Annotated in this window: 16 protein-coding genes; 4 read left to right on the forward strand and 12 right to left on the reverse strand. The window is 42.4% G+C overall.

Annotated features, from left to right (window positions below; translation table 11 throughout):
- Positions 1-43: 43 nt before the first annotated feature.
- Positions 44-340: an IS66 family insertion sequence element accessory protein TnpA gene (gene tnpA / locus BMX44_RS11095; protein WP_090631131.1), complete on the reverse strand. Its 297-nt coding sequence runs from the start codon at positions 338-340 to the stop codon at positions 44-46.
- A gap of 56 nt (positions 341-396) precedes the next feature.
- Between tnpA and BMX44_RS16570 the strand changes: the two genes are divergently transcribed.
- Positions 397-579, forward strand: coding sequence for a hypothetical protein (locus tag BMX44_RS16570; protein ID WP_143056929.1), 183 nt, complete (start codon positions 397-399; stop codon positions 577-579).
- On the forward strand, positions 569-874 hold the full coding sequence (locus tag BMX44_RS11100; RefSeq protein ID WP_177167734.1) for a LysE family transporter: 306 nt from the start codon (positions 569-571) through the stop codon (positions 872-874). Before BMX44_RS16570 ends, BMX44_RS11100 begins: the two co-directional genes overlap by 11 nt.
- An 85-nt stretch (positions 875-959) precedes the next feature.
- Here the strand turns inward: BMX44_RS11100 and BMX44_RS11105 are convergent, their stop codons facing one another.
- The 11 genes from BMX44_RS11105 to BMX44_RS16580 form a co-directional block, all read right to left on the reverse strand.
- On the reverse strand, positions 960-1,349 hold the full coding sequence (locus BMX44_RS11105) for a cupin domain-containing protein (protein WP_090632986.1): 390 nt from the start codon (positions 1,347-1,349) through the stop codon (positions 960-962).
- A 26-nt stretch (positions 1,350-1,375) separates the two neighbouring features.
- Positions 1,376-2,059 carry an ATP-binding cassette domain-containing protein gene (locus BMX44_RS11110; RefSeq protein WP_090632990.1) on the reverse strand — a complete coding sequence of 228 codons (684 nt, stop codon included), beginning with the start codon at positions 2,057-2,059 and terminating at the stop codon, positions 1,376-1,378.
- Positions 2,056-2,814: an ATP-binding cassette domain-containing protein gene (locus BMX44_RS11115; RefSeq protein WP_090632992.1), complete on the reverse strand. Its 759-nt coding sequence runs from the start codon at positions 2,812-2,814 to the stop codon at positions 2,056-2,058. Before BMX44_RS11115 ends, BMX44_RS11110 begins: the two co-directional genes overlap by 4 nt.
- Complete coding sequence (locus BMX44_RS11120; protein WP_090632994.1) at positions 2,811-3,653, reverse strand: branched-chain amino acid ABC transporter permease; 843 nt, start codon at positions 3,651-3,653, stop codon at positions 2,811-2,813. Before BMX44_RS11120 ends, BMX44_RS11115 begins: the two co-directional genes overlap by 4 nt.
- On the reverse strand, positions 3,650-4,516 hold the full coding sequence (locus tag BMX44_RS11125; RefSeq protein ID WP_090632996.1) for an ABC transporter permease subunit: 867 nt from the start codon (positions 4,514-4,516) through the stop codon (positions 3,650-3,652). The genes BMX44_RS11120 and BMX44_RS11125 overlap by 4 nt, the downstream gene beginning before the upstream one ends.
- 2 nt (positions 4,517-4,518) lie before the next feature.
- Positions 4,519-4,764, reverse strand: a complete 246-nt coding sequence (locus BMX44_RS11130) for a hypothetical protein (protein WP_090632999.1) — start codon at positions 4,762-4,764, stop codon at positions 4,519-4,521.
- Between the two features lie 15 nt (positions 4,765-4,779).
- The gene (locus BMX44_RS11135) at positions 4,780-6,996 is read right to left on the reverse strand and encodes a hypothetical protein (RefSeq protein WP_090633001.1); all 2,217 of its coding nucleotides are present in this window, start codon (positions 6,994-6,996) and stop codon (positions 4,780-4,782) included.
- A complete protein-coding gene (locus BMX44_RS11140) occupies positions 6,980-7,738 on the reverse strand; it encodes a Rossmann-fold NAD(P)-binding domain-containing protein (protein WP_090633003.1) in 759 nt (252 codons plus the stop codon). Before BMX44_RS11140 ends, BMX44_RS11135 begins: the two co-directional genes overlap by 17 nt.
- A 15-nt stretch (positions 7,739-7,753) precedes the next feature.
- Entirely contained in the window at positions 7,754-8,899 is a 1,146-nt protein-coding gene (locus tag BMX44_RS11145) for an ABC transporter substrate-binding protein (RefSeq protein WP_090633005.1), read from the reverse strand.
- A 263-nt stretch (positions 8,900-9,162) separates the two neighbouring features.
- Positions 9,163-9,414, reverse strand: a complete 252-nt coding sequence (locus BMX44_RS16575) for a hypothetical protein (RefSeq protein ID WP_143056930.1) — start codon at positions 9,412-9,414, stop codon at positions 9,163-9,165.
- The gene (locus BMX44_RS16580; protein WP_143056931.1) at positions 9,392-9,631 is read right to left on the reverse strand and encodes a hypothetical protein; all 240 of its coding nucleotides are present in this window, start codon (positions 9,629-9,631) and stop codon (positions 9,392-9,394) included. The genes BMX44_RS16575 and BMX44_RS16580 overlap by 23 nt, the downstream gene beginning before the upstream one ends.
- A gap of 15 nt (positions 9,632-9,646) precedes the next feature.
- On the opposite strand from BMX44_RS16580, the gene BMX44_RS11150 reads away from it, so the two are divergent.
- Together BMX44_RS11150 and BMX44_RS11155 are read left to right on the forward strand one after the other, a co-directional pair.
- Positions 9,647-11,005 (forward strand): hypothetical protein, encoded by a 1,359-nt coding sequence (locus tag BMX44_RS11150; protein WP_143056932.1) that lies wholly within the window; start codon positions 9,647-9,649, stop codon positions 11,003-11,005.
- Positions 11,006-11,076: 71 nt separating this feature from the next.
- Positions 11,077-12,549, forward strand: a complete 1,473-nt coding sequence (locus BMX44_RS11155; RefSeq protein ID WP_090633010.1) for a hypothetical protein — start codon at positions 11,077-11,079, stop codon at positions 12,547-12,549.
- The last annotated feature ends 47 nt before the right edge of the window (positions 12,550-12,596 follow it).

Consider the following 12,596-nt stretch of genomic DNA (forward strand, 5'->3'; position numbering starts at 1 on the left):
TCCACCGGCTCAACGACCATCCAGATTTGTCCAACATGAGCAATCAGTCCAGACATTTCAACAATTCGCCCAGCCATTGCGGCGATACATTCGCCGGTACTTCGAGTGTATGACCGCCTGAACAACGCAGCCTCAAGTAATCTGTAACCGGCACAGCTGGTGTAATCGTCACCGGTACCATTGATCCCGGTTGACTACGCAATTGCGTTCTCCGGTAAGTACGCAGCCAGTTTCCAAAAGTCTTGCTGTTCAGGCCATGCTTGCGACAATAAGACGTCTGCGACAATCCGCTCGACTGCCACGCCCTGATATGACGTAACTGCTGTTCCTGTGTAGTCATCGCTCATCCTCCTTTGAAAATGCCCGAGGATAAACAGATCAGATTCTAATTTATAGATGGCGGGGTTGGACGCTTACATCCCTATGAGCCTTTTTGACGTTTCAGCGCTGGTTATCATCATGATAATGCTTGCCGCCATACCCAGCACGAGTGTGGCCCTGGTTGTCGTCCGTTCGGCCACGATGAATCTGGCAAACGGTGGTGCCGTTTCAATGGGCATCGTGCTTGGTGAGATTTGATTTTTGTTGTACTGGCAATACTGGGATTGACAGCCCCGTTCGAACTGACGGGGGGTTCTTTTTAGCGGTCAAAATCGCGACGGGTATGCACCTGATCTGGTTCGGTATCAATCTGATCCGAAGCCGGACGAAGAATTTGATCTGTAAATACTTCAGTACCGGCGGCGGATTACCTGCCAGTTTCCTCGCAGGATTGTTTGTCACACTTGGTTATGTGAAGGCGATAGTCTTTTATGCCAGCCTGTTTCCAGCGCTCGTCGATATATGGGGTATTTGCATGACTGTAACACATTAATTCTATTTAATTCTTTTTTTGTTTAAATAAGGGTAACAAAAAAAGAAGTTTTTCTGTGGAAAAATTTCTTTTATAACATTAGCAACTACCCATCAGTTAAGTCCCACTTGAGAGTATTTTTATCGACTATTCCACCATTTATTGACAAAAAAGTAAGTCCATTTTCAAAAGCTCTAAAGCCATGAGCCAATTTTGCTTTAAAATAAACTATATCTCCCGCTTTTACATTTTTTTTATTAAGATTTAGATTGGCTTCATAAAGCTGCTTTTGATCATAAAGAACTTCTGCGCTACCATCTATTATGACCATTTGTGCATCAACAGAATGAGCATGAAGTGGAACAATAGTGTTAGGAGCCACTTTTACAATCACTTCTTGAGGATTACCAGAAGCCACATTAGACCAAGCATAAATGTTTACATTTGGCATGTTTGGGTGACTGTGATTTTTCATTGTAGTAACTATATTTTTCATAGTTAAAATCTCCTGACAAATAATTTTTAAAGAAAATACTCTTCTAATTTATTTTTATTCAATAAAATTGAACTGGGGCCAAAATATGTTACTTCACCCGCTCTAATTACCAAAGTTTTATCACATATACTAAGCATTACTTCGAAATTATGTTCAGCTACAATAAATGAAACATTTTTTTCTTGCGCTCTTTTAATCCAATTGATAATACCCATGCTGTTTCTTGTATCAATTCCAGCTGTTGGTTCATCCAGAAGAAACAATTTGGGAGAGCCCATCTCTAACATGCGTAGCGTCTCTAAACGACGTTGACCTATAGACAAAGCACTAATAAGTATATTTTCATCATAATGATTATTCTGCGTAGCATCCTGGTTATCTTGAAACCCATAAAGATTGCATAGTACACGACGATGTTCAAAGATTTTCAAATCTTCAAAACTCATAGAATCTTGACCTAAGAAGCGTATCCCTGAAATTATATGTTGACTAATTAAGTCAGTTAAAACTTCATTTCCTAACAGTTTAATTAACCCTTCAATCTTGGGGTGTAAGCCAAAAATTGTTCGAAGTAGTGTTGTTTTGCCGGCGCCATTATGACCAATGATAAGCAGTGACTCACCCTCATTCAGATCAATACATATATTATGAACTATTGCGTGATTGTCATAGCCTATTGACAGGCCATCTATTTCTGCAATTTTCTTCATTTTGTATTACTATCTAGAAAATGACCGAGGAGGTTAATCTGTGCAAGACTGTTACCGGAATATTTTCCTGCAATTTGTCCTCCGACAAGGACGATTAATTCATCTGCCATTTTCTTAACAGTATCAAGATCGTGTTCTGTAATTAGTATAAGGCGTTTTGCCCCATGTTTTTTTATAACTTCTAATGCTACTTTACGGGTAGCGCTAGATAAACCAGCCATAGGTTCATCAAGGAGGATTCCAGATTTTGAAGATAAAAGTACAGCTCCGATAGCGACTATTCTTTTTTGGCCATAGGAAAGTTCACCTATCTTTTTATCAAATGAATTTTGCAAATTAGCACTCAATAAAAGTGATATAAGCCATTCTGGAACAAATTCTTTTATTTTCTTTTCGGTGCACACAATCCTATTAGAAAGCTGTAGAGGAGACGTTGCCTTTTTAGGTTGCTTCGCTATATGTAAAAATTCGTATACGGTTAAATCATGTGGAATTACAAGTCGCTGGTGTAAACGTACAAAAAAGCTTTGAAGTTCTTTTTTAGTTAAAGCAGTTGTTAATTGCCGTGAATTTATACATCCACCTGAAGTATTGATAAATCCAGAAAGTACATCTAAGAGTGTTGATTTTCCTGCTCCGTTTGGGCCAACTAATGCCAATATACCGTTACTAGGTAATTGCAATTTTATCCTGTTCAATACTTTTGTACTGCCAAAATGCACTGTAATATCATTCAGCATAAGATGAGATATCATAGCTCTTGCTTCCTATCGTCACCAAAAAACAGAATCGTTGCAATTATGATGGCTATTCCACTAAACATTAGCTGAATATAACCAGCAGTTGCTGATGAAATGCCAAGAAGCCTTACAAACTGTGGAACCCCAACCAGAAGGGTAGCCCCCAATAAACCACCAATAGCCCCCTGAGTAACAACAAAAAACGCAATGCTTAGAATGGTTACAGATGTTGAAATTAAAAAAAGTGTGGGATCAATAAATGTAAGGTGAACTGCAAGAATAGCGCCACTTAAACCGATAATAGCTCCGTAAATCAATCCCAATCCAGCAAATATGAGTGAATATCTTATACCTAACGTTTTGGCTAATTCTATGCTTTGAGAAATTACGGAACAACCTGCTCCTAATGGTGTTCCTTCCAATAATACAAAGACATATGTCGCCAGTACTATCAGAACTAATATACTTGCATATAAAACAATATCACTACCAAGTGTGGGTATTCCTGATATACCAAGTACACCGCCAGTTAAAGCGCTAACATTGGTTACTAAACCAATCCAAGCGACATGTATGCCGAAACTAACAAGCGCATACCGTTCTGCTTTGACTCGTATAGCAATAGTAGTTAATCCGATTCCTGAGATGGCTCCAATTAAAAAAGCCATAACGACGCCCCAAGAAGAATCTAGCCCATATTTTGCTGTCATTACAGCATAACCGTATGCCCCACAACCTAGTATTGCCGCATGCCCAACTGAAAGCAGTCCAAGGGACTTTTGTAATGCACCTGCTATTATTCCACAAGCAGAATATATTAGAATTAGTAGAAAAGTAGATAGAATAAAACTCATCTTACACCGCTGACTTCTCTGCTTGTTCCGCGTAGTATGAGAACAGTTACTATTACTGCAAACATAATACTTTCACTCCACGCAGGGGCAAGGTAAAGTTGAATTCCTACTTGCATTGCTCCCAAGATAAACCCAGAAATTAAAGGATAAAATAACTCCCTAGATTCAAATAGAAGCGCTGCGCCAATACCATATAAAAAAAGCTTCATTCCAAGCTCAGGCGTACTACCGCCCGTTAGGGCCATAGCACAACCAGCCACTCCGGCAAGAAATCCAGTGAAAATAGTTCCTAGTTGACGAACTCGATCTTTATTTATGCCAATTTCCAATGATAAAAAAGGGTTTATTGTATATAAACGCAAAGCGTAGCCGATAGGTAGTTTTAGAAAAGCTAGACTGATTAAAATAGCCATGCCTGTCAGAGTGAGTCCCGAAAAAATACCAATTCCTACATACATATTCAGAAAGTCTATCGTTTGCCCAGAAATATTTTCAAAAGTTCTGAGTCCGGGGCCGCGTAATACACCTACGCTTCCCATTATGAACATTAGTGCTCCAAACGATCCAATAAAAATGGCTAGTGCCGGTGACTTTCTCAACTTAGATAAGCTTATTAAAACGCTCCATAAATAACCAATTAATCCAGCAGAAAGAATTCCTATACAACATGCCAGCAAGACTTCGGAAATTGAATCAGCTTGCCAAAAATTTGCGACTGCAATTCCAATCTCTGCGCTTATTAGGGCAGAAATAGCAACAAATAGATCAAAACCGCCACCGGATACACTTAAAATCATTCTAACGGCAAGGCCGGCTATCCCGTAGATTAGTCCGATCTGTAGTACAAAAAATAATGTTTCCATATTTATTGATTTGTTTCGCCTAGCTCACGGATTAAGTTTGATATATAAGTTAGTTGATTTTTTGGTATCTCTTTCAAAGTAGCATCAGCTGTCATGAGCGCAAGGAATTCTTCGGTTAGTTGTGCAGTTTCCTGGTCCCGCCATATTTCATCAAACCAATCTGAGTGTTTTGTTAGTTCATTTTTGTTGTCAGTATCAACATCTTTATAAGTGATGGTTAGTCGAGTTGAATGAAAGGGATCGGCCAATTCCGCACCAACGACTCATTGCCAATCAACTTTTCCTGTAGAATCCTCTATACCAATTATCAGAAACTCTGACTTAAGGTCATTTTCTTCTACATATCGTATAGACTTGCATGAATGTACACTTTTACTGTCCTGCGAGAGTACTGCAAGACGAAAGCGATTGAATACCTCTGCTTGCATTTGAGAGTCTTTATTGAGTATAAATTCTCTATCACTTACCGGCGTACATGCCGCTGTCCCTAAGATATCCTCACAGAAACGCTGCCAAATAGTGGGTAATCCAATTGATTCTTCGCAGTGCTGAGAATCTCCAATTAAAGGCACAGATAGCTCGCTTTCTAATATGGCAAGCCACCAGTAAAGCCATTTTTCTGATTTTCCCATAGGCAATCCCAAGGAAGATGTAGAAATTAATGAACTATCAAGTGCAACAAGTTGCTCGTCGATTATTTGAACAGACTTGAAAATTTCAATTACGTTTTCAATAATGGCATTTGTTAGTTGATGTTCTTGTTTCCACCAAGGAAAAGAATTTTGAGCATTCAAGGCTTGGATGTTTTCTGTTACTTCTTGTTTTAATGATTCTAATCTCTTTTTAGATTTGTCTAATTTTCTTTGATCTTCATTTCCTTCGCCTGAAGACGGAATATATTTTTCACAAATCTGCATTAAGCGAGTCCAATAATCAGATTCTTTAATTTTAGTTCTTTCAATTATTTTACTAATTGAAAGTCCCATATGATTCCCATTGCTTAGTATTTTCTCATCATTGGTTACAGTAACTTGATCCCATCGCTGGTTATAAAAATTTTTACGTGTCTTATCCAAAATATTATAATTTTTTGTTAGTCCATATAGCCACGTATCCGGATTTTGCCATCGATTATCTGAGTAAACGGGCACCCATGAATAATAGGGTTCTTTAATTCTCCGTAATCGTGAAGCTGGATCAGGTGGGAGTTTGTGTTTGTCATCTTCATCGGTTTTTGCATGTATCGCTGAAACAAGCAATTTTTCTACGTCTTCATGATGACTTATTGAATGATTATTTTGGTTTCTAATATCAATCGGCACAGATGTAGGAATCACATGCATGTAGCGACAGCCAATTATAATTTTTAATATGTGATCTAGATTCCAGCCTAGGTCTCTATTTGGCTTCTCATTCGTGCCCAGAACGATTCGGCGTATTTTGATATCAGGATGTTTTGTTAGAAATGATAATCCTCGTCGATATGTTCCGAAAAATTCGGCATCATGATAGAAGCGGTTATCACTCGAACCATTTGGGTAATTATAAAAATCCTTTGGAGGAAACGGTGTTACTTGACCGACAATTATTTTCTTCCCGCTCACCTCAGAACTAAGAAAATCCCAGATTAATCTCAAAATAATAAACGCATAATTACGTACGTTGGTTACTATTTCATATCTTGCAATATCATATCGCTCTTCGCGATAGTATGTTTCCATCAGCCCCCACCAAGTACGAGAATGAAGTAAGTTATGGTTGTTCTGTAACTTGGAACCTAACGATAACCACTGCTTGGTATTATGAACTGAAGCCTGAATTGCTGTCGCAAGGAAAGGGCGTACTTTATCATCAACAGATAATGTTTGCTGTTTGACCTCAAGAGCCCTAGCTGCAATATCTGAATATGCTACACTTGATATAATATCTTTGTATTTATTAAGAGTTTCTGCAGATTCTCTGATTTTACTTGTTTCATTTTGGAAATCTTCTATGAGTTTATCTTTTGCTTCTATGAGCTCATTTTTTGCTTCTGTTACAGCTTCTATATTTTGTGAAGTTTTTTCAGTAATGCCTACAGCATTGGAAATTAACTGAATCGATAAGATAACAATTGCAAGAGCTAATGCGACTGCAATATCTTTAGCCTCAGGGGTAGTAACCAAATTTGTACTAAACGCGATAAAAGCGGCAAAAGTTGCAGCAACTAATACGTCTAACAGCAAATGCAATATTTTACTCAGTACATTTTTTTGTATTTCAGATGGAATATACCAATGTTTAGCCAAAACAAAAGCTATCCATTGGAATGCAATTATTGGCGCAAAAAAAATTTTTAAGTAATTCGATTGTACAGATTGTGTTTCTGTGCTCGTAGTAAAATGACTATATATATATATTCCAATATAAATAACCGAAAGAACAATAACTCCCCAGCCAAAACAAACAACCCATCTCCATTTTTTATCTTGATCTGGCACCCTTATCCTCTTCTAATGCTAACTGGTCAGTAACATACTTCTGACTATCGGGTATTTCTGTTAAGCCAAATAATTCTTCTAGAATCTCTTTTGCTTTCTGATTGCTTACTAATTCTGATTTTGCTTGCTTGCAGGCGTAGTTAATCGATAGCGGGGTTAATACAACTTCTGGTCGCCACACCTTAAGCTTTTTTTCATTTCTATGAAAAATGGGTGTATATTCATCCACCAAAGCATCAAGGATTCTCCTGAAAATAGCAGAAAGATAAAATGGAGTATTTAGTATTTGTTTTTTTGATGCGGAACTTCCAACCACATACAGAGAGCCACCTGAGCGCAGACCTGGCCCTAGAGCCCACTGTATGATTTCAAGTGGATAAGCTATTGCTGTGCGATAAGCATCTGAAATTATTGCTGAATAATTATCGAGAGAATGTATTTTTTCTAGACATCCTCCGCAGGGTGACGGCCCACTAATAAATATAGAGTCGTAATGTTCACCGTCTTTTTGTAATTTTGAGAGAAACGAACTATCCAGGAGATCACCAGATAATATTTCAACACTGCAAGCCCCAGCTTGAGCTAGGGTTTTTTGAGCCGCATTAAGAAACTCCTCGCGTCTCGCAATGACTTTTACATGATCACCTTTCTCGGCTTTACATACTGCAAACGCGAGACCAATACCCAAACTACCGCCAAGTACCAAATGTTTTTGGACATATTCATTTGTACTATTACTCATTTTGAAAGGGTTGCTTCAATTATTTTTTTCAAGCCAAACAAAAGAGCCCCCACTAACTGTTTTGAGGCCATAAGTTTTTTGCACATCTCCATTTTTATCGAAGCTCATTATTCCTGATGCGCCTTGGTAATTATTTAGGTCTCGAATAAACTGGATAATTTTTTCAGGGGTTTGATCCCCACTTGCCGCCATGGCACGTATCAAAAGCATAGCTGCATCATATCCGGTGTCGGATAGTACGCCCGGTTCAGTTTCGAAATTTTCCCTATATTCGTTTATAAATGTAGCACGAGTTTTATTTTTATCATCTGGTGGCACTGGTGAGGCAAATACAATTTTCTCGGCTCCTGGACTCGATGCAACCATCGGATCTTCAAATGTGGCAGTTGCTAAGATAGGCAATTCAATGCGCATTTCTTCAATTTGTCCAAGTAGGCGCTTTGCATCCTCTGGATATGAAACAACAAATAATGCATTAACATTGTTTCGCTGAATCCGTTTTAAGGTTGGCCTGAAATCAACTAAGCCACGATCTACAGGTATATCCACTGTGCTTATTGATTCAGGAATGTTAGAATGAAATGCTTTCATCATACCAACACCATAGTCTGTGTTCGCGTAAATTATTGCAATTTTTGAATAGTTTTTTTCTATTGCATGCGTAGCTATTACGTGAGCCTCATATACATCTGAAGGCCAGACGCGAGCAAAGAATAACGAAGCGCCGCTTAGTGCTGGATCAGATGCAGACGGAGATATGGTCGGAATTTTTTTCCTTGTAATAACTGGAATTATCGCGTGCGTTCCCGCGCTAGTTACATCACCAACTATAAATCGAGCGTGATCAACGTCAATCAGTTTATTCGCTGCAGAAAGTGCATCTGCAGCATTTCCTCGCGAATCTTCAATCGCTAGTTTTATTATCGAGTGGCCATCTGTAAGATTACTTTTGTTTGCTTCAAGAATTGCAAGCTCTATGCCACGTGCGGCATTTTGTCCAAAAGTGCCTGCGTCACCTGTCATGGGTAACACCGCTCCTATTACTACTTCCTTCGAATTCGGCCTTAGTTGCTGTTCCTGTTCGTTGTATAATAGGAATATACCTAAGGTTAAAAATATCAAGACCAGAAGAGTTATAGCTAGCTTATTGTTTATCTTCATGTTTTATTCTCCTGACTTTTTGAAAACTCAAATGAATTAATAATGTTACCCGTTTCAACAACTTGCCCAAGGCGGGTAAAAACTATTATGACTTATCCACGTGATTGCTACAAGTTGCGATAGATGGTGTTTTTTAGTTGTTCAGAAATTGTTTCTAAGAGCAAACAAACTCATGAGCGTATACAAAAATCTTCGTGATTTATAAGAAGCCGTTAAGGCGATTCGCTCGTGAACAAGTCGGAGTTTTATTTACCAACGCTTCGCTACTTTTGAACAAGTGGCTGACACATAAAAAAAACGGTGCACATACGGGTCACATTTTCTAGTGCGACCACATAAGACTGACTGCAAGATGTGTACTGTAATACAGTACCATCTTGGCAAGGGGGCTCGCTGCGCACCCCCGTTGCATCCCCCGGCTGAGATGGTGTGTTTACGGGAACGATAATCCGTTCCAACCTCACCACACCATCAAAACGTATCGCCGTTTTATCACTCGCAGGACTTGGAGACATGCCTCTCCACCTGCACCGAACCATGCACAATCGTTTTGCCGATTGACCACCACCAACCTTGTGCAGATTGGATGCGCACCAAAGGGATTTCACTCCCCTTGGAACCTTCGACCAGAATATTCGCCTTCTGGACTGGCGACCAACCGTGCGCCGGTTGGATACCGTATACTCTCTGGTTATGGCCACCACACACACACCGGAATTCTCGCACTGGCATTTGCAGCGCATGCGGATGCGCCTCAAAGCCTACAAGCTCATGAAAGGTTTCGCCTGGATCGATGTGGCCGATGCGATCATGTGTTCGAAGACGAATGATTTCACGTTCCCGGAAATATCCGAGGAAGAAGAAAAGCGCCTGGACGCTTTGCACTGCATTGGCAGCGGCGGGCCGGACAAGCGCGAGAAACAGGATTTGGGCTGGCCGGTGCAATCACAGGACTTGCTCCGTTTTGCCGATGGTAAGACCGACAGGCAAACCGGGCTACGTCAGCCGAGGGGCCTGAAACCTGAAAAGCTGTCCGCAATCTGCGCGTTTTTACAGGATCAGCGCTTTTTATCCACGGATTTTAAGGCGATCCGTAAAGAGGATATTCCCTATGCGGCCATATACGCCATGCTCGACCATACCGGCCTGTCTGCCCAGGATTTGATCGATGCGAAACTGGCGGCACTTGAAGGCGATTATAAAAGCAGGCGCGAGAGCGGCGATAAAATCCTGAATCGTATGCTCACCTTCCTGTTATCGCCGGATGGGCGGTTTTACAGCGTCAACGAAATCCTTTTCAGCCAGTGCAAGGCGACCCGCACCATTATCGGCAACCGGGCCTTGTCCGGTTGGGCCGTGCTGATCAACCGGGACGGCTTGATGATCTTTCTGGCCGATGACGCCGATACCGGAACGGACGGACAGCGTTATAACGGTCATACTTACAGCCTGCACCGGATCGGCTTGAGTGGCGATGATATTCAATCGCTCACGTTGCTGCCTTTTGCCAGTACACAAATCTTGTCCGCAGACGATTCTAGTGAATCCTTTACACCAGGCACTATGCCGGAACTGCTGGAATTTGGCCGCTTTTACGGCAAAATTTGTGATGCACCGGTCAAAAGTGATAAAAAACCGGAAGGCGAAAAACATAAACCCCTGGCCTTTCAGGACAGGGGTGCGATGCTTGAACGCTGGAAGCACATTCAAGCGCAGCGGCAGAAAGACGGACAGATGAGCGATCCAGAACTGAACAAAAAATTCCTCCGCGCAGCGCAGGAAGGTGAGTACTGGAACGTCAGGGCTTGTATGGACTCGGGCGCGGACGTGAATTATCAAGACCCGGTAACACAGGCGCATGCGCTGCATCTGGTTGCGGTCTTCAATGCCAAACCGGCCCTGAAGGAACTCATCAAGTCGAGCGAGCTGAAATACCTGGTCTTCGATCACAAAAACCGCCTGCCGTCCCAGATTGCCTGGGAATTCGGCAACAACCCGGTGATCGGCACATTCCTGCAAAAGAAAGAAATAGCCGAGGCCAAGGCAAACGGGCTGGATTACCGCGAGCTGCTTGCCCGCGCCGAAACATTTGACGCGCAAATCTGATTTCCTCGCCGAATGGACGGCTTTGGCGGATCGGGCGTATCATGTCCGTTTGATTTCCATTCCCGATTATTATGTTTCACGTCAGCGACGAAGTGCGCCGCTTGGCCGAGCGCATTCAGCACACTGCGTTGTCTCGCGTCAATGCCGATCCGGCGGAAGTGGCCAAGCATAACGCAGAGCATCATACTCCAGACAGCAGCGATAAAGACATTGAAGAGCGCCATGCCAGCATGACAATGGCGGATTTCTACTCGATGATGCCCGAGCATCATTACGATACGTCGCTGGAATATTTCAGGTTCTGTCACGATTGTACCGTAACGCCATACGACCGCGCACCGTTTCTGGCGCGTTTTGCCAATATCATACCGTTGTGTCACGCGCTGTATACGAGCGGGAATCCGGCATTGCGGCGCAATATCGTGGTCACGTCATTGCCGTTTTTAAACCTTAACGGCGTATGTATCCGCCATGATGAGACAACGGACGTGGTGTTTCTCAACCAGGGACTACTCTCCGTCTTGCCGATGATCTACCGGTTTCTCCTGCCGTTGTGCAATCCGCAGCTATTCGGCACCGGCGCGGAAAACAACAATCTCAACAATATTTTCAACATCCTGACCGAAGCCTGCTTTTTCAAGGACGGTTATAACGCCCTCAAAAACGAGCGCGACTTTGAATATCCGCATGCGGATGAGAAATGGCATGTCATGCACCGGCTGCAAAAGCAGCTGGAGCGTGGAAGCCAAAAACCGGCAAACGGTCATGAAGCCACCGGGATCGAACATCCCTCAACCTATCCTTTTACACAGAAAATGGCGCATTTTCTGGCCTGCCGCGGCGCGTTCGTTTATATATTGGGCCATGAATTCTCGCACGCCTATTGCAATCACGGCCAATACGCACAAGCGGAAGGTGTCAGTCTGCGCAATGTGGAAATACTGGAAGGGCTGGAGAAGGAATTCGCAGCGGAGTTGGGACAATACCCGGAATTTTCCGCCCGCAACACGCATTTCTGCGTTCATCAACCGATTGAAGAAGAAGCCGATGCGCACGGCTTGCTGTGCGTATTCAAATATTGCGAAGATAACGGGCTGGACGATCAAAGAACGGTTTGCGTGCTGACCGGCGCACTGGCCGCTTTCCTTGTCATGGAAATCCATGAGTGTTTTACCACCGTGCATGCGCTCGGCGCAGGGCCAGCGCATGAATTTCTGACACTCAACCCGTTCGTTCGGAACATGCTGTTTCGCGAAGAACATCCTGTGCCGATTACGCGGCTGTCGATGGCACTCAATCACGATACCTTCAAAGACAGTCCGGGCCTGGAGCTGTTGGGACAATTCAATGGCGAATTGATCCAAGTCTGGCAAGCGCTCTATCAAAGCATCGCGGCGAATTTTACTGAAATGGAAAAGATCGTGCACAGTGCGGAAATGCTCGATGTCGAGATGGAAGCCTTGTTTGCCGGTCACTGTCTGGGTGCAAACGACTTGTCGCAGGCATATTTCTCAAAACTGCGCTCCCTGTTTCAGGCGAAATAAACGAGTGCGGCAGTATTCATTGCCCGACCACCACTCAGTCAACGATC

It is taken from the genome of Nitrosomonas marina, assembly GCF_900110145.1.
Lineage (GTDB): Bacteria > Pseudomonadota > Gammaproteobacteria > Burkholderiales > Nitrosomonadaceae > Nitrosomonas > Nitrosomonas marina.

Bases quoted from the DNA above. Each gene is read 5' to 3' on its own strand.
- BMX44_RS11125 (WP_090632996.1), bottom strand. From the start codon at position 4,516: ATGGAAACATTATTTTTTGTACTACAGATCGGACTAATCTACGGGATA.
- BMX44_RS16570 (WP_143056929.1), top strand. From the start codon at position 397: ATGGCGGGGTTGGACGCTTACATCCCTATGAGCCTTTTTGACGTTTCA.
- BMX44_RS11155 (WP_090633010.1), top strand. From the start codon at position 11,077: ATGTTTCACGTCAGCGACGAAGTGCGCCGCTTGGCCGAGCGCATTCAG.
- BMX44_RS11120 (WP_090632994.1), bottom strand. From the start codon at position 3,653: ATGAGTTTTATTCTATCTACTTTTCTACTAATTCTAATATATTCTGCT.
- BMX44_RS11145 (WP_090633005.1), bottom strand. From the start codon at position 8,899: ATGAAGATAAACAATAAGCTAGCTATAACTCTTCTGGTCTTGATATTT.
- BMX44_RS11150 (WP_143056932.1), top strand. From the start codon at position 9,647: ATGCGCCTCAAAGCCTACAAGCTCATGAAAGGTTTCGCCTGGATCGAT.
- tnpA (WP_090631131.1), bottom strand. From the start codon at position 340: ATGACTACACAGGAACAGCAGTTACGTCATATCAGGGCGTGGCAGTCG.
- BMX44_RS16575 (WP_143056930.1), bottom strand. From the start codon at position 9,414: ATGTCTCCAAGTCCTGCGAGTGATAAAACGGCGATACGTTTTGATGGT.
- BMX44_RS11140 (WP_090633003.1), bottom strand. From the start codon at position 7,738: ATGAGTAATAGTACAAATGAATATGTCCAAAAACATTTGGTACTTGGC.
- BMX44_RS11105 (WP_090632986.1), bottom strand. From the start codon at position 1,349: ATGAAAAATATAGTTACTACAATGAAAAATCACAGTCACCCAAACATG.
- BMX44_RS11115 (WP_090632992.1), bottom strand. From the start codon at position 2,814: ATGATATCTCATCTTATGCTGAATGATATTACAGTGCATTTTGGCAGT.
- BMX44_RS16580 (WP_143056931.1), bottom strand. From the start codon at position 9,631: ATGCCAGTGCGAGAATTCCGGTGTGTGTGTGGTGGCCATAACCAGAGA.
- BMX44_RS11110 (WP_090632990.1), bottom strand. From the start codon at position 2,059: ATGAAGAAAATTGCAGAAATAGATGGCCTGTCAATAGGCTATGACAAT.